The organism is Streptomyces sp. NBC_00358, from assembly GCF_036099295.1.
GTDB lineage: Bacteria > Actinomycetota > Actinomycetes > Streptomycetales > Streptomycetaceae > Streptomyces.
Map to the genome: position 1 here is coordinate 2,685,877 of NZ_CP107976.1, position 15,514 is coordinate 2,701,390.

13 protein-coding genes are annotated in these 15,514 nt (G+C 71.8%); 5 read left to right on the forward strand and 8 right to left on the reverse strand.

What is annotated here, in order from left to right; all coding sequences use genetic code 11:
- Positions 1-351 precede the first annotated feature (351 nt).
- Positions 352-525 (forward strand): hypothetical protein, encoded by a 174-nt coding sequence (locus tag OHT01_RS11085; RefSeq protein WP_328552972.1) that lies wholly within the window; start codon positions 352-354, stop codon positions 523-525.
- A 76-nt stretch (positions 526-601) separates the two neighbouring features.
- Here the strand turns inward: OHT01_RS11085 and OHT01_RS11090 are convergent, their stop codons facing one another.
- Together OHT01_RS11090 and OHT01_RS11095 are read right to left on the reverse strand one after the other, a co-directional pair.
- Positions 602-1,417, reverse strand: a complete 816-nt coding sequence (locus OHT01_RS11090) for an inositol monophosphatase family protein (protein WP_328552973.1) — start codon at positions 1,415-1,417, stop codon at positions 602-604.
- Between the two features lie 8 nt (positions 1,418-1,425).
- On the reverse strand, positions 1,426-2,553 hold the full coding sequence (locus OHT01_RS11095; protein WP_328552974.1) for a ferrochelatase: 1,128 nt from the start codon (positions 2,551-2,553) through the stop codon (positions 1,426-1,428).
- A gap of 242 nt (positions 2,554-2,795) precedes the next feature.
- Between OHT01_RS11095 and OHT01_RS11100 the strand changes: the two genes are divergently transcribed.
- Entirely contained in the window at positions 2,796-4,034 is a 1,239-nt protein-coding gene (locus OHT01_RS11100) for an MFS transporter (RefSeq protein WP_328552975.1), read from the forward strand.
- The gene (locus tag OHT01_RS11105) at positions 3,994-5,313 is read left to right on the forward strand and encodes a D-arabinono-1,4-lactone oxidase (RefSeq protein WP_328552976.1); all 1,320 of its coding nucleotides are present in this window, start codon (positions 3,994-3,996) and stop codon (positions 5,311-5,313) included. The genes OHT01_RS11100 and OHT01_RS11105 overlap by 41 nt, the downstream gene beginning before the upstream one ends.
- Here the strand turns inward: OHT01_RS11105 and OHT01_RS11110 are convergent.
- Positions 5,237-6,031 carry a hypothetical protein gene (locus OHT01_RS11110; RefSeq protein WP_328552977.1) on the reverse strand — a complete coding sequence of 265 codons (795 nt, stop codon included), beginning with the start codon at positions 6,029-6,031 and terminating at the stop codon, positions 5,237-5,239. The two genes, OHT01_RS11105 and OHT01_RS11110, sit on opposite strands and share 77 nt — an antisense overlap.
- A 472-nt stretch (positions 6,032-6,503) precedes the next feature.
- Here OHT01_RS11110 and sepH point away from each other — a divergent pair, with 472 nt between their 5' ends.
- Complete coding sequence (gene sepH, locus OHT01_RS11115) at positions 6,504-7,556, forward strand: septation protein SepH (protein WP_328552978.1); 1,053 nt, start codon at positions 6,504-6,506, stop codon at positions 7,554-7,556.
- Positions 7,557-7,853: 297 nt separating this feature from the next.
- Here sepH and OHT01_RS11120 read toward each other — a convergent pair whose 3' ends face one another.
- A complete protein-coding gene (locus OHT01_RS11120) occupies positions 7,854-8,681 on the reverse strand; it encodes a sulfurtransferase (protein ID WP_328552979.1) in 828 nt (275 codons plus the stop codon).
- Positions 8,682-9,004: 323 nt separating this feature from the next.
- Here OHT01_RS11120 and OHT01_RS11125 point away from each other — a divergent pair, with 323 nt between their 5' ends.
- On the forward strand, positions 9,005-9,808 hold the full coding sequence (locus OHT01_RS11125; protein WP_328552980.1) for a VOC family protein: 804 nt from the start codon (positions 9,005-9,007) through the stop codon (positions 9,806-9,808).
- Between the two features lie 120 nt (positions 9,809-9,928).
- Here the strand turns inward: OHT01_RS11125 and OHT01_RS11130 are convergent, their stop codons facing one another.
- The 4 genes from OHT01_RS11130 to OHT01_RS11145 form a co-directional block, all read right to left on the reverse strand.
- On the reverse strand, positions 9,929-10,576 hold the full coding sequence (locus tag OHT01_RS11130) for a thymidine kinase (RefSeq protein ID WP_328552981.1): 648 nt from the start codon (positions 10,574-10,576) through the stop codon (positions 9,929-9,931).
- Between the two features lie 44 nt (positions 10,577-10,620).
- Positions 10,621-11,808, reverse strand: coding sequence for an alkaline phosphatase family protein (locus OHT01_RS11135; RefSeq protein WP_328552982.1), 1,188 nt, complete (start codon positions 11,806-11,808; stop codon positions 10,621-10,623).
- Positions 11,808-12,395: a DUF5998 family protein gene (locus OHT01_RS11140; protein ID WP_192582336.1), complete on the reverse strand. Its 588-nt coding sequence runs from the start codon at positions 12,393-12,395 to the stop codon at positions 11,808-11,810. The genes OHT01_RS11135 and OHT01_RS11140 overlap by 1 nt, the downstream gene beginning before the upstream one ends.
- Positions 12,396-12,597: 202 nt before the next feature.
- Positions 12,598-15,426: a bifunctional acetate--CoA ligase family protein/GNAT family N-acetyltransferase gene (locus tag OHT01_RS11145; RefSeq protein WP_328552983.1), complete on the reverse strand. Its 2,829-nt coding sequence runs from the start codon at positions 15,424-15,426 to the stop codon at positions 12,598-12,600.
- Positions 15,427-15,514: the final 88 nt, after the last annotated feature.

Consider the following 15,514-nt stretch of genomic DNA (forward strand, 5'->3'; position numbering starts at 1 on the left):
ACGAATGAGAGCTCCATCCTGCCCGTTTCGGCCATAAACCGGCTGTAAGACGGGGGAGAGACGGCAGGGAAGCCCGTCCGGCGGACCGGGAATGCGGGATTTTCTCGCCGGGTTGAGGTTTCCACGGAAGAGAGCGGGGGGAGGACGGCTTTACACCCCGCGATCACGCTCTGCATGTGGCAAGCCACATTGTGGTACGTCCAACCGCTTCCGCAGAGCGGGCGTGGGTGTCCGGCACCGTCGCCGCCCAGACCGGGCAGCGCTGGGCACCCCATCAGAGACGTGATCGCCCCTTCCCATCGGCACACCCCCGTGCCACCCGACCCACGACCCAGGACGAGGGGGCGCAGCATGGACGCATTCACCGCAGGACTTCTGCAGCGCATAAGGGCGACCGAGTCCGACCTGACGCGGGCTCGCGAAACAGGCGACGACTTCCTCGCGGAGGTCGAGCAGGCCGAGCTGGACGACCTGCACCGCCTTGCCGCAGAGCACGGTGTGGAGGTCGGCGCCGCGCGCGTCTGATCAGTACGTACGAGAGCGGGGCCCCGGTGTCGATCCAGCACCGGGGTCCCGCTCCGTTTTGCGCCTTTCCCGGCCGTCAGTCGTGCCAGGCCCCGAAGTCCTCCAGGAGCCGCTGGAGGGGCTCGAAGACCCCGGGGGAGGCAGCCACCGCGAGATCGCCCGCGGGGCGCTCTCCGGGGCGTCCACCGGTCACGGCGCCCGCTTCCCGGGCGATCAGGTCCCCCGCCGCGAGGTCCCAGGGGTGCAGGCCGCGTTCGTAGTAGCCGTCGAGCCGGCCGGCCGCGACGTCGCACAGGTCGACCGCCGCCGAGCCGGAGCGCCGGATGTCGCGCACCAGCGGGATCAGCCGCTGGGCCACGTCGGCCTGGTGGGTCTTGACCTCGGTCACGTAGTTGAAGCCGGTCGAGACGAGGGCCTGGTCGAGCGGCGGCGAAGGTCGGCAGGCCAGCCGGCGTTCCCCCACCCAGGCGCCGGAGGCCCGGGCGCCCCGGCCGCGCACCGCGTGGTAGGTCTCGCCGCGCATCGGTGCGGCCACGACGCCGACGACGGTCTCGCCGTCCTGTTCGGCCGCGATCGACACGGCCCAGGTCGGCAGCCCGTACAGGTAGTTGACCGTGCCGTCGAGCGGGTCGACGATCCAGCGGATGCCGCTGGTGCCCTCGGTGGCGGCGCCCTCCTCGCCCAGGAAGCCGTCCTGGGGGCGGTGTTCGGCGATCAGCGTGGTGATCAGCTTCTCGGCGGCGATGTCCATCTCGGTGACGACGTCGATCGGGCTGGACTTGGTGGCGGCGACCGCGAGGTCCGCCGGGCGGCCGTCGCGCAGCAGCGCTCCCGCGCGGCGGGCGGCCTCGTGCGCGAGCTGGAGGAGTTCGGTGTGCAGAGGCTCGGTCACGGGGCTCCTCATGCGTAGGGACTGTCGGCGCCCGCGGCGGCGGACTTGGGCGTGCGGGCAGGACAGCAGCCCACCGGGCACAGGTCGTGGCTCGCGCCCAGCGCGCCCAGGGCACACCGTGTCACCCGTCGGCCGCTCTCGGCCGCGGCGCGCTCCAGCACCAGGTCACGGACCCCGGCGGCGAACCGGGGGTCGGAGCCCACCGTGGCCGAACGGCGCACCGGCAGCCCCAGCGCCTCCGCCTTCGCCCGTGCCTCGGTGTCCAGGTCGTACAGGACCTCCATGTGATCCGAGACGAACCCGATCGGCACCATCACCGACGCCGTCACCCCGGCCCCGTGCAGCGCCTCCAGGTGGTCGCAGATGTCCGGCTCCAGCCACGGAATGTGCGGTGCCCCGGAGCGCGACTGGTAGACCAGTTCCCAGGGGTGGTCGATCCCGGTCTCCTCGCGCACCGCCTCCGCGATCAGCCGGGCCACGTCCAGATGCTGCCGGACGTACGCGCCACCGTCGCCGTGCCCCTCGGCCGGGCCGGAGGTGTCCGCGGCGGCGACCGGGATCGAGTGCGTGGTGAACGCCAGGTGCGCGCCCGCCCGGACCTCCTCGGGCAGCTCGGCCAGGGACCTGAGGACGCCCTCGGTCATCGGCTCCACGAACCCGGGGTGGTTGAAGTAGTGCCGCAGCTTGTCGATCCTCGGCGGCTCCAGGCCCTCGGCCTCCAGGGTGGCCAGTGCCCCGGCGAGGTCCTCGCGGTACTGCCGGCAGCCCGAGTACGAGGCGTACGCGCTGGTGGCCAGCACCAGGATCCGGCGCCGCCCGTCCGCGACCATCTCGCGCAGGGTGTCGGTCAGGTACGGCGCCCAGTTCCGGTTGCCCCAGTAGACCGGCAGGTCCAGGGCGTGCTCGGCGAAGTCCGTGCGCAGTGCGTCGAGCAGGGCACGGTTCTGGTCGTTGATGGGGCTGATCCCGTCGAACAGGAAGTAGTGCTGCCCGACCTCCTTGAGCCGTTCCTTCGGGATACCCCTGCCCCGCGTCACGTTCTCCAGGAACGGGACCACTTCGTCCGGGCCCTCGGGGCCGCCGAACGAGAGCAGGAGCAGGGCGTCGTAGGGGTTGGCATCGAGCACTTCTGGCATGTGTCCGATCCTGCCACCCGCCGCTGACAGGCGATGACCGGCGGGGTGGCGAAGGAGTCGGAGCCGGTGGGGCGCGCGGTCGGGCGCCCGGACCGGAGTCCGCAAGGGAGGCGGTGAGGAGGTGCGAAGGGTGCGTTAGGGTCACCTAACCAGTAAGCTGTATCGGCCAGCTTCACGCCTTACCGAAGTTCGGGCCGCCCACGGTGACGGGGAGGGGCCGAGCCGAGCCGACGGAGACCCCCGTGCCCAGCCCGTACCGCGCCCTGTTCGCCGCGCCCGGCTCCAAAGGCTTCTCCACCGCGGGCCTGCTCGGCAGGATGCCGCTGTCCATGATGGGGATCGGCATCGTCACGATGATCTCCCAGCTGACCGGGCGGTACGGCCTCGCCGGTGCCTTGTCGGCGACCATCGCGCTGGCGGCCGCGGCGGTGGGCCCCCAGGTCTCGCGCCTGGTGGACCGGCACGGTCAGCGGCGGATCCTGCGCCCGGTGACGCTCTTCGCCCTCACGGCGTCCGCGGGACTGCTGCTCGCCGCGCACTTCGAGTGGCCGGACTGGGTGCTGTTCGTGTGCGCGGCCGGCATCGGCTGCGTGCCGAGCATCGGCGCGATGATCCGGGCCCGCTGGGCGGCCCTCTACGGAGGCACCCCGCAACTGCACACCGCGTACTCCCTGGAGTCCGTGGTGGACGAGATCTGCTTCATCTTCGGGCCGATCATCTCCATCGGCCTGTCCACGGTGTGGTTCCCGGAGGCCGGGCCGCTGCTCGCCGCCTGTTTCCTGGCGGCCGGCGTCTTCTGGCTCACCTCGCAGCGCGCCACGGAGCCCGCGCCTCATCCGCGCGGCCAGCACGGCGGCGGCTCGGCCCTGCGTTCGGCCGGTCTCCAGGTCCTGGTGGCCACGTTCGTGGCGACCGGGACGATCTTCGGAGCCGTCGACGTGGTCACCGTGGCCTTCGCCGAGGAGCAGGGCCACAAGGGCGCCGCGAGCATCGTGCTGGCCCTCTACGCGGCGGGCTCCTGCCTCGCCGGGGCCGTCTTCGGACTGCTGCACTTCAAGGGGGCCGCCGAAGGAAGGTGGCTGCTGGGCATATGCGCGATGGCCGTGAGTATGATCCCCCTCCTACTGGTCGGAAACTTGCCGTTCCTGGCCGTGGCGCTGTTCGTTGCGGGCCTCTCCATCGCTCCCACGATGATCACGACGATGTCCCTCATCGAGCAGCACGTACCTCGCGCCAAACTGACCGAAGGCATGACCTGGGTGAGCACAGGACTCGCGGTCGGGGTCGCGCTCGGTTCCTCCGTGGCCGGCTGGGTGATCGACTCCGCCGGCGCGAAGGCGGGGTACGGGGTTCCGGCGGTTTCCGGGGCCGTCGCGGTCGCGGTCGGTTTCCTCGGGTATCGCCGGCTCAGCAGGCCGGTTCCGCAGCGGGGAGGGTCTCATGAGCACCACAGTGAGCGGGAAGAGCGGCACGTGGCGTAACTGGGCGGGGAACGTCACCGCCCGTCCCGTACGGGAGGTCACCCCTGCCTCGGTCGACGAACTCGCCGCCGCCGTACGCAGGGCGGCCGAGGACGGCCTGACGGTGAAGGCCGTCGGCACCGGACACTCCTTCACGGCAGCCGCGGCGACGGACGGCGTGTTGATCCGCCCTCAACTGTTGACCGGAATACGCAGGATCGACCGTGCGGCCATGACCGTCACGGTCGAGGCCGGCACCCCGCTCAAGAGGCTCAACATGGCCCTCGCCCGCGAGGGCCTGTCGCTCACGAACATGGGCGACATCATGGAGCAGACGGTTTCGGGGGCGACCAGCACCGGAACACACGGCACCGGGCGGGACTCGGCCTCGATCGCCGCGCAGATCAAGGGCCTCGAACTGGTGACGGCGGACGGCTCGGTGCTGTCCTGCTCCGAGAAGGAGAACCCCGAGGTCTTCGCCGCGGCCCGCATCGGGATCGGCGCCCTGGGAATCGTCACCGCGATCACCTTCTCCGTGGAGCCCGTCTTCCTTCTCACGGCCCGCGAGGAGCCGATGACCTTCGACAAGGTCACCGCCGACTTCGAGGAACTCTTCACCGAGAACGAGCACTTCGAGTTCTACTGGTTCCCGCACACCGGCAACTGCAACACCAAGCGCAACAACCGCAGCGCGGGCCCCGAGAACCCGGTGGGACCGATCCGCGGCTGGATCGAGGACGAGTTCCTCTCCAACGGCGCCTTCCAGGTGGCCAATCTGCTCGGCCGCGCCGTGCCCTCCGCCATTCCCTCGATCGCCCGACTCTCCAGCCGCGCGCTGTCCGCACGGACCTACACCGACATCCCGTACAAGGTGTTCACCTCTCCGCGCCGCGTGCGGTTCGTGGAGATGGAGTACGCCGTACCGCGCGAGGCCCTCGTGGAGACGCTGCGCGAGCTGAAGTCGATGGTCGACAGTTCGACCCTGCGGGTCAGTTTCCCCGTGGAGGTCCGGACCGCGCCCGCCGACGACATCACCCTCTCCACGGCGTCCGGGCGGGACAGCGCGTACATCGCCGTCCATATGTTCAGAGGCACCCCCTATCAGGCGTACTTCACCGCCGCCGAGCGGATCTTCACCGCGCACGAGGGACGGCCGCACTGGGGCAAGGTGAACACCCGCGACGCGGAGTACTTCTCGAAGGTCTATCCGCGCTTCGGCGAGTTCACCGCGCTGCGGGACCGGCTGGATCCGGACCGGCGCTTTGCGAACGACTACTTGCGGAGGGTTCTGGGGTCGTAGCGGTCGCGCTGGGAGCGGGTGCCGGGGTGCCGTCCCCGGCCGCCGGTCCCGAGGACGCGCCGTCGCCCGGCGTCGGTACGGAGGCCGCTCCCCCGCCGTCGCCGCCCGGGTCGGCCGAGCCCCCCGTGCCGGTGGACGGCCCCGGTGTCTCCGGAGCGGCCGGGGCCGAGGACGGCGAAGACCCGCTCGTCGGTGCCGTACCGGGCTCCGTGCTCCCCGAGCCGGCCCGGTGCCCCTTGAAGGCGTCGCCGACCGTCGTACTCGTGCCGTCGCCGCTGAAGCTCTGCCCCGAGACCATCTCGTACGAGGTGATTCCGGCCATCGTGACGCCGAAGACGAGGGCGGTCGCGACCAGCGGCCTCCGCCAGCTCCTGACCCGCGCGCGGTAGACCGTTCCCTCGGTGAAACCGGTGAACGGGCCGGGGGGACCGGCCTGCTGTCGGGGCTTCGGTTTCGGTTGCACCGTCACATCGCGGATCTGCTCGCCGGTGCGTCTGAAGAAGTGCTGGAAGACCGTTCCTCCGCAGGTGGCGATGGCGCTGACCAGTCCGGCGCCCAGGATCGTCCCGTAGACACCGAAGTAGGACGCCAGTTTCGCGGCGACCACCGCGGCGACCGCGCTCCCCGCCACTTGGGGGACGCTCAGGTCCAGCCGCCTCTTCCTCGGTTCCACGTCGGCACCCGGCTTCTCGCCGCCGACATCCGGCTTCTCACGCATTCCCGGACCTTGCCTTCCTTTCCCGTACTTGATCGACCGACCGCACGAGAAAGGGACGTACGGGCGAAACGATAAGTTCCGTTTCTGCCGATTAGGTGAAGTGCGCCACGTTCCACGAGCGCCGAAAGGGCGCCGAGAACGGCCAACTAGCACCCCCCGCCCGAAGTTGGGCGGCGTGCCGATCCACGCATGTGGCCCGAATGGAGTACTGTTGCGAGCCCTGGGTCCGGACTCCCGCCAGGGTGTCCGGGGCCTTGCAGGACCGCCGGGAGGGGGCTCGTTGCACAGGGTGATGGAGTTCGTCACTTAGCGTTGCGAACAGGTAACCGTGCCATAACGGCGACCCCGGGCCCGTGCCCGACACGCCGGGCAACTCGGCAAGGTTGTGGCAGGCTGCACCCGGGCAGGCCACACTCGACTAGCGGAAGCAGCGACGCACGTGACGTCGGCAGGCACCACCCGGGAGGTCCCCATGCCCGAACTGCGTGTCGTGGCCGTCTCTAACGACGGCACACGGCTGGTGCTGAAGGCTGCGGACAGTACGGAGTACACGCTTCCGATTGACGAGCGTCTGCGCGCCGCCGTACGCGGCGACCGTCCCCGCCTCGGCCAGATCGAGATCGAGGTGGAGAGCCATCTCCGCCCCCGAGACATCCAGGCGCGGATACGTGCCGGCGCTTCCGCGGAGGAAGTGGCTCAGCTCGCCGGAATTCCCGTCGACCGCGTTCGCCGCTTCGAGGGGCCCGTGCTGGCCGAGCGCGCCTTCATGGCCGAGCGCGCCAGGAAGACTCCCGTCCGCCGTCCCGGAGAGAACGCCGGACCCCAGCTCGGCGAGGCCGTGCAGGAGCGGCTGCTGATCCGGGGTGCCGAGAAGGACACCGTCCAGTGGGACTCCTGGCGCCGGGACGACGGCACCTGGGAAGTCATGCTCGTCTACCGCGTCGCGGGCGAACCGCACGCCGCGAGCTGGACCTACGACCCGCCCCGGCGGCTCGTCCAGGCCGTCGACGACGAGGCGCGCTCGCTGATCGGCGAGTCCGACGACCTCGCGGCGCCCGAGCCGAGCTTCCCGTTCGTGCCGCGGATCGCCAGGCTGCCCCGCGACCGTCCGCTGGACCGTGCCCTGGACCGGCAGATGGAGCGGCCGAGCCTGCCTCCGTCCCCTCCGGAACCGGTCGAGGAGGCCGAGGACCGGGACTCCCTGACCAGCCTCCTGGAGGCGGTGCCCAGCTTCCGGGGCGACATGGTGGTGCCCGAGCGGACCTCCGGCTCCGAGCGGCCCGTGGCCGAGGAGCCCGACCCCGAGCCCGAGGAGGAGGAGCCCCCGGCTCCAGCCGCCTCGGCGGGTGCCGGTTCCGCTTACGCGGACGTGCTCATGCCCCGTTCGGTCGGCAGCCATCGCGACCGGCTCGTCGGCGCGACCGACCGCCAGGCCGAGGCGGACGGCGTCCGTCCGGGCCGCAGAGCGGCGGTGCCGAGCTGGGACGAGATCGTCTTCGGCACGCGGCGGAAGAAGCAGGACTAGTCAGGCCTACGACGAGGGGGCTCGCACCGGACCGGTGCGGGCCCCCTCGTCGTGCACCGACCGCGTAGGCCGGCGCCCACGCCCGCCTACGCGCCCTGGCCCGCTTCCACGCCCAGGTCCGGCGCGTCGGACCACCAGGCGCGCGCCCCGCCGCCCCCGCCCGTCACACCGGCGACGCTCCCGCCGGTCACACCTGCGGGTGCTGTCGCCGTCGACACCCGCAGGCGGCGCCGTGGGCCGCGCCATCGGTGCCGGCGCGGATGTCTGCCGCGGGCTACTGCCCGCAGCGTCGCGGTGTCACCGCGGGTCGGGGCCCACAGCGACAGGGCGGTTGCCGTCCTGGGACCACTCCGACCACGAACCCACGTACAGCGCCGCCGGAATGCCGGCCACCGCCAGGGCCAGAACCTCGTGAGCGCCCGAGACCCCGGAACCGCAGTAGACGCCGACCTCGGAGGCGGGCGTGACGCCGAAGGACTTGAAACGGTCGGCGAGTTCGGCCGCGGGCAGGAACCGTCCGTCCTCGGTCACGTTCTCGGCGGTCGGCGCCGAGACGGCACCCGGGATGTGCCCGCCGACCGGATCGATCGGCTCGACCTCACCCCGGTACCGCTCACCGGCGCGGGCGTCGAGCAGCAGCCCGGTGCGGGCGAGCTCGGCCGCCCCGTCCGCGTCGAGCAACGGCCGGGCGCCGAGCACCGGTACGAACGTTCCGGACGCCGGCGAGGGGACGTCCGAGGACACCGGTCCGCTCCACGCGGCGAACCCGCCGTCAAGCACGCGTACCGACGGATGACCCGAATAGCCCAGCAGCCACCAGGCGCGCGCCGCAGCCCAGCCCTGCCCGCCGTCGTACACAACGACGTCGCGGTCCTCGGACACACCCGCGGCCCGCATCGCCGCGCCGAAGACCTCGGGGTCGGGGAGCGGGTGCCGGCCCGCCGCACCGGCCGGACCAGCGAGTTCGGAATCCAGATCGACGAAGACGGCACCGGCGATGTGCGCGTTCTCGTACTCGGAGCGCAGGTTGGGGCCGCCCAACTGCCAGCGGATGTCGAGGAGGACCGGGGGGTTCGGCCCAGCCAGGTCACTCGCGAGTTCGGGTGACGTGATGATGGCGTTCATGGCCACCATCCTCGCGCACGGGGTGGCCGCTTCGTCCATGTCCGGCTACTGTGCTCCGCCGGACACGTCCGATCACGAGGCGTATGGGATCGGGCACATGCTGTACAACCGATGGACACCACGCGGCAATCGCTCCGAAACGGATGAGAAACGGCGGAGCGGGCGTCTTCCGGCCACGGGCCGCTGAACGGCGGCGCGGCCGGAACGCACGGCACGACCGGTGGTGCGAACATCGGCACGGGGCGTGCACGCACGCGACTGAGTACGCGTGTTCGCAGGCTGAAGGTGACCGGCCACCGCGAGGGGCCGAGAAGAGAGTGACGATGACCGAGGCACGGGAATCGGCCGGCCCGAACGGCACCACGCACGCTCGGCACGCGCCCGGCACGCCCTGCTGGGTGAGTCTGATGGTGCATGAGATGGCCGCGACCCAGGATTTCTACGGAGCCCTGTTCGGCTGGGAGTTCCAGCCCGGCCCCCCTCAGCTCGGCCCGTACGCGCGGGCCCTGCTCGACGGCCATGAGGTCGCCGGGATCGGCCAGTTGCCCCCCGACCGGCACCTCCCGATCGCCTGGACGCCCTACTTCGCCTCGGCCGACGTCGACCAGACCGCCGAGACCGTACGGCACAGCGGCGGCACCGTGGGGGTGGGCCCGCTGGACGCCGGCGAGGCCGGCCGGCTGGCGATCGCCTCCGACCCGTCGGGCGCCGTCTTCGGCATCTGGCAGGTGGCGGCCCATCTGGGCACGGGGATCACCGGCGTGCCGGGCACCCCGGCGTGGGACGAGCTCGTGACGCGCGACACCGAGAGCGTCGTCAAGTTCTACCAGGGGGTCTTCGGCTACGAACTGGAGCCGACCGTGTCGGCCGACTTCGACTACGTGACCCTGCACATCGACGGCCGGCCGGTGGCGGGCGTCCACGGCGTCGGGAACGCCCTGCCGCGCGACCGGGGCCCGCACTGGCTGACGTACTTCGAGGCCGCAGAACTGGACGACACCGTCCGCCGCGTCACGGAACTCGGCGGACACCTCCTGCGGGCGGCCCACGACTCCCCGTACGGCCGCGTGGCGACGGTGGCGGATCCGGAGGGCGCGATGTTCTCCCTGATCCATGCCGTCACCTGACGACGTCCCGTGCCGTCGTCCGACGCCTTTCCATGCCTTCACATGAAGCCTTGAGTCACCGGGCCGGCCCCGAGGACGAGGACGGGAGACCGGGAAATCGGGCCGGACCGGGACGGAGGCTCAGACCGAGGCGATCGGCAGGACGTCGGGCGACAGGGCGCCCGCGTGGGCCGTGGCGGCTGTCATACGGCGGCGGTGGTGCCGACGGCACAGGACCTCGTAGCCGATGTTCTCCGGCTGGTTGACGTCGCCGACGACGACCTGGGCGCCCTCGACGACCATCTCGCCACCGACGGTGCGGGCGTTGTGCGTGGCGCGGGCGCCGCACCAGCACAGGGCCTCGACCTGGAGTACCTCGACCCGGTCGGCCAGTTCGACCAGGCGCTGGGAGCCCGGGAAGAGCTTGGAGCGGAAGTCGGTGGTGATCCCGAAGGCGAAGACGTCGACGCCCAGGTCGTCCACCACGCGGGCCAGTTGGTCGATCTGCGCGGGGGCCAGGAACTGCGCCTCGTCCGCGATCACGTAGTCCGCCCGGCCACCCTGCGAGAGGTGGTCGACCAGATAGGCGTACAGGTCCTGGTCGTCCGCCACCTCGACCGCGTCGGTGACCAGGCCGAGGCGCGAGGAGAGCTTGCCCTCGCCCGCGCGGTCGTCGCGCGTGAAGATCATGCCCTGCAGACCCCGTGCCGAGCGGTTGTGCTCGATCTGGAGAGCCAGCGTGGACTTCCCGCAGTCCATCGTTCCGGAGAAGAACACCAGCTCGGGCATGGGGAGTTGAGCACCTTTCGGCAACGGGGGCAGGGGGAAGGTCGTCAGGAGCGTACTTGGAGGAGGGGCACCAGTTGCTCGGCCGGGGTCATCGAACCGTGGTTTCCGACCATCAGCGACTCCTTCGGCTCCCGCTCGGAGGCGGTGATCAGGACGTCGTCCCGGGCCGCCGCGATCACGTCACCCAGCCGGGCGTAGACCCGATCGTCGATCCGCGGGCCGAACCATCCCGCGTCGATCGCCTCGTCACGGGAAGCGACCCAGAACTGCTCGCCCAGCACCTCGCGCCAGCAGGTCAGCACGTCCGCCTCGGCGCCCTGGACCGCGTACACATGCCGGGCGCGGCCCTCGCCGCCCAGCAGGGCGACCCCGGCGCGCAGCTCCCAGTCCTCGTCGAAGTCGATGCGGTGCTGCTCGTCGAAGGGGATGTCGATCATGCCGTGGTCGGCGGTGACGTACAACGACGAGCGCGGCGGCAACTGCTCCGCGAGACGCTGGACCAACCGGTCGACGTACATCAGCTGGCCGCGCCAGGGGTCCGAGTCGACGCCGAAGCGGTGGCCCTTGCCGTCCACCTCCGCGTAGTACGTGTAGACCAAGGAGCGGTCCCCGGCGGCCAGTTGCTCGGCCGCGAGGTCCATGCGCTCCTCGCCGGACAGCCGGCCGTGGAACGTGCCGCCGCTCAGCGCGATCTTCGTCAGCGGGGTGTTCTGGAAGGTCGGCGAGGAGACCTGGGCGGTGTGCACGCCCGCCGCCTCGGCAAGCTGGAAGATCGTGGGGTACGGCTGCCAGACGCGCGGCTCGGTCCACGGGTTCCAGCGGAGCTGGTTCATCAGCGCGCCGGTGGCCGGGTTGCGCGCGGTGTACCCGGGCAGGCCGTGCGCGCCCGGGGGCAGGCCCGTACCGACGGAGGCCAGGGAGGTCGCGGTGGTGGCCGGGTAACCCGCGGTGATCGGACGCCCCGTGCCGCCGCGCGAGGACGCGAGGAGCGAGGTCATGAAGGGTGCCTCGTCCGGGTGAGCCCGAAGCTGCTCCCAGCCGAGCCCGTCGATCAGGAACACGCAGTTCCGGTCGGCTTCGGTCAGCTCGGGTATGGCGGCGGTCACGCCGGGAACGGACATGCCGGCGGCGAGTGTGGGCAGCAGGTCGGCCAGCGAACCGGCGCCGTACTCGGGGACGGGGGCGGAGTCGATCGCCAGCGGTTCCGGGTGGTCCCAGGTGGGCAGGGCCATCAGCGGGCGACGTCCGCGGTCGCCTCGGAGAGGGACTGCGCGAAGGCGAGGGCCTGACGAACGGTCTCCGGACCGTCCCCCGCCTCGCTGACCCGCAGGCTCAGGTCGTCCGCCGTCGAGTTGCCGGTGTAGCCGTGATCCGCCTCGCAGTTGGGGTCGCCGCAGGCGGCCGGCTCCAGGTCGATGCGGGAGACGGCGCCCCAGCCGATGGTCAGGACCACTTCGCGGGGCAGCGTGCCCGGCGTGTACGACTCCGGGTTCGCGACGACGCGGCTGACGACGACCGAGGAGATCCGGCCGAGCTTGACCGATTCCGTCGAGGTCGTGGCGTACGGCGTCGGCGACGTGGTGTCCGCGTTCTGTTCGTCGGTGTGGCTCACGATGAAACGGTTGCCGGTGAGGACGAGCACGGTGACGTGCCGCCGTACCTCGTTCGCGTCGAACGTCGTCTCCTGGTGGACCAGGTACGACCGGATGGTCTCGCCGCCGATCGCGGCCTCCACCGCCTCGGCCACGAGGGCCGGGTAGTAGCCGCTGCGCTCGATCGCCGCTCGCAGCCCCTGGGTCGTCGTACTGGTCTTGGCCATGCCGTCCATCCTACGGGGGCCCACTGACTGCGAGGCACCGCTCGCGGCGGTCTGTCGTGGACGGATCAGATCGAACAGGGGACCGCGACCAGGACAGGAGCGGCCGGGGCTGCGGCCGGACGGCCGGGAAGCCGTACGGGGACGGTGTCCGGGCCGCGCCGGGTCGGCCGGTTCCTGATCGACAGCGGACGGTTCGGACAGCTCAGACGACGGGCAGTGTCCGGGGGCCGAGGTCGTCCCGGAGCGGGGCGCGGGCCAGCCGTACCGTGGCTCCCAGCACGCTCAGGCCGGCCGGGGCCACCACCACCGGCTCCAGCGAGACCGCGACGACCTCCGGGTGGTCGTCGACCAGCCGGGACACCCGCAGCATGAGCTCTTCGAGAGCCGCGGTGTCGACCGGTGCCGAACCCCGCCAGCCGAACAGCAGGGGTGCCGTCCGGATCGAGCGGACCAGGGAGGCCGCGTCCCGGCCGGTGACCGGAATCAGCCGGTGCGCCGTGTCCCCGAGCAGTTCGGAGGCGGCTCCGGAGAGCCCGAAGGAGAGCACCGCCCCGGCCGCCGGGTCGATCACCGCGCGGACGACCGTGTCGACACCGCGCGGCGCCATGCCCTGCACGACCGGGCGCAGCACCGTCGGCGGCCCGAACAACTCGGTGAGTTCCGCGTACGCCCGGCGCAGCTGTTCCTCGTCCGCCACGTCCAGCCTGACGCCTCCGAGGTCGGCGCGATGGCGCAGGTGCGGGGCGGTGGTCTTGAGGGCCACGGGGTAGCCGATGGCCCGCGCGGCCGTCACGGCGTCGTCCGCGGTGGGGGCGGGCAGAGCACGGTGCACGTCGATGCCGTACCGCCCGAGCAGTGCCGCCGTGTCATCCCCTCCCAGGGTCAGCCCCTCCCCGCGCGCGAGGAGGTCGTCGATCAGCCGCGCCGCGCCCTTCTCGTCGATGTCCTCGTATTCGGGCACCTTGCCGGGCTCGGCGGCGTCGAGGCGCCACTGGGCGTAGTTGACGGCTTCGGCGAGGGCGCGGACGGCGCGTTCGGCGGCGGGGTAGGCGGGGATCAGCCGGGCATCGCGCGCGGTGGCGGCGGGCACCGCGGCGGGCGACCGGTCCGAGGGGTGGAAGCGGGCGCCCGGCGCCGTACCGGCTGCCGCCTCGGGGGCCTGGGGAGCGGTGCTCACGGCGGCGGACAGCGCCTCGGCGAGGCCGCCCAGTTCGACGTGCACCACGAGCACGGGTTTCGCCGGAGCGGCCGCGGCGGAGGACCGGAGCGCCTCGGCGAGGGCCGCGTCGGCCGCCGAGGTCTCCCCCACCGCCGGTATGGCCGTAACGACGACGGCGTCACAGCCGTCGTCGGCGAGGGCCTGCGACAGCGCCCGGTGGAAGTCCTCCGCCGAGGCCGCCGTCGTCAGGTCCAGGGGCGGCAGCGGCCTGAGCCCTTCGGCGAGACACGCGTCGTACGTCAGCAGCCCCAGGGACTCGGAGTTGCCGAGGATCGCCACCCGGGGTCCTCTGGGGAGCGGCTGGCGGGCCAGCAGGAGGCCGGCGTCGACGAGTTCGGTGATGGTGTCCACTCGGATCACTCCGGCCTGGCGCAGCAGTGCGGACACGGTGGCGTGCGGCAACCGGGTGGCCCGTACGGCATGGCCCTGGGGAGCGGCGCCGCCGTGCCGCGCGCCCTGGACGACGACCAGCGGTTTCGCCGCCGCCGTCCGCCGTGCGAGACGGGTGAACTTGCGCGGGTTGCCGATGGATTCGAGGTACATCAGGGCGACGTCGGTGTCCGGGTCGTCGTACCAGTACTGGAGGACGTCGTTACCGGACACGTCCGCCCGGTTCCCGGAGGAGACGAAGGTCGACACACCGGTGACGCCCGTGACGCCGCCGCCGCGCCGGTGCAGCCGGGACAGCAGGGCGATGCCGATGGCGCCGGACTGCGCGAAGAGACCGATCCGTCCGGGGCGTGGCATCTGCGGGGCGAGCGAGGCGTTCAGCCGCACCTCCGGGGAGGTGTTGATGACGCCGAAGGCATTGGGTCCGATGATGCGCATCCCGTACGTGCGCGCGTGCCGTACGAGTTCACGCTGGCGTTCGCGTCCTTCGGGACCGCTCTCCGCGTATCCGGCGGAGACCACCACGAGCCCCTGGACACCGTGTTCGCCGCATTCCGTGACGACCTCGGGGACGTGTTCGGCGGGCACGGCGACGACCGCGAGGTCGACGGGCTCGGCGATGTCGCGGATGGAGCGGTGGGCCGGGACTCCGTCGAGTTCCTTCTCCTGAAGAGCCGCGTTCACGGCGTACAGACGTCCGGTGAATCCGGCGTCCCGCAGGTTGTCGAGGACGCTGCGGCCCACTCCGCCGGGGTTGCGCCCGGCGCCGATGACGGCGACCGAGCCGGGGGCGAGCAGCCGCTGCACGGACCGGGCCTCGGCGCGCTGCTCCCGCGCGCGCTGCACGGCCAGGGACCGGTCGGTGGGTTCGAGGTCGAACTCCAGGCGTACGACGCCGTCCTCGAAGCTGCGCTTCTGGGTGTATCCGGCGTCCGTGAACACCTTGATCATCTTGTTGTTCGCGGGCAGCACCTCGGCGGCGAAGCGCCGGATGTCCCGCTCGCGGGCCACGGCCGCGATGTGTTCGAGCAGCGCCGAGGCGACGCCGCGGCCCTGATGGGCGTCCTGTACGAGGAAGGCGACCTCGGCCTCGTCGGCGGGCGCGGAGGCGGGCCTTCCTTCGGCGTCGATGCGGTCGTAGCGCACGGTGGCGATGAACTCGCCGCCCACCGTGGCGGCGAGGCCCACCCGGTCCACGAAGTCGTGGTGCGTGAAGCGGTGGACGTCCTTGGCGGACAGCCTCGGATACGGCGCGAAGAAGCGGTAGTACTTCGACTCGTCGGAGACCTGCTCGTAGAAGCTGACCAGGCGCTCGGCGTCATCGACGGTGATGGGCCTGATGCGCGCGGTGCCGCCGTCGCGCAGCACCACGTCGGCCTCCCAGTGGGCTGGGTACTCGTGCCGGTCAGACGAGGTCTGCATGGGGCCCAGAGTACGGCTCGCGTACGACAACGGCGCGAGGCAGTCTGAGGTGGACGGACGCCGGACCGGGGCCGCGGACCGGCGCCGC

Coding starts and splice junctions, on each gene's coding strand:
- OHT01_RS11085 (WP_328552972.1), top strand. CDS start 352: ATGGACGCATTCACCGCAGGACTTCTGCAGCGCATAAGGGCGACCGAG.
- OHT01_RS11095 (WP_328552974.1), bottom strand. CDS start 2,553: ATGCCAGAAGTGCTCGATGCCAACCCCTACGACGCCCTGCTCCTGCTC.
- OHT01_RS11105 (WP_328552976.1), top strand. CDS start 3,994: ATGAGCACCACAGTGAGCGGGAAGAGCGGCACGTGGCGTAACTGGGCG.
- OHT01_RS11110 (WP_328552977.1), bottom strand. CDS start 6,031: ATGCGTGAGAAGCCGGATGTCGGCGGCGAGAAGCCGGGTGCCGACGTG.
- sepH (WP_328552978.1), top strand. CDS start 6,504: ATGCCCGAACTGCGTGTCGTGGCCGTCTCTAACGACGGCACACGGCTG.
- OHT01_RS11120 (WP_328552979.1), bottom strand. CDS start 8,681: ATGAACGCCATCATCACGTCACCCGAACTCGCGAGTGACCTGGCTGGG.
- OHT01_RS11125 (WP_328552980.1), top strand. CDS start 9,005: ATGACCGAGGCACGGGAATCGGCCGGCCCGAACGGCACCACGCACGCT.
- OHT01_RS11130 (WP_328552981.1), bottom strand. CDS start 10,576: ATGCCCGAGCTGGTGTTCTTCTCCGGAACGATGGACTGCGGGAAGTCC.
- OHT01_RS11135 (WP_328552982.1), bottom strand. CDS start 11,808: ATGGCCCTGCCCACCTGGGACCACCCGGAACCGCTGGCGATCGACTCC.
- OHT01_RS11140 (WP_192582336.1), bottom strand. CDS start 12,395: ATGGCCAAGACCAGTACGACGACCCAGGGGCTGCGAGCGGCGATCGAG.
- OHT01_RS11145 (WP_328552983.1), bottom strand. CDS start 15,426: ATGCAGACCTCGTCTGACCGGCACGAGTACCCAGCCCACTGGGAGGCC.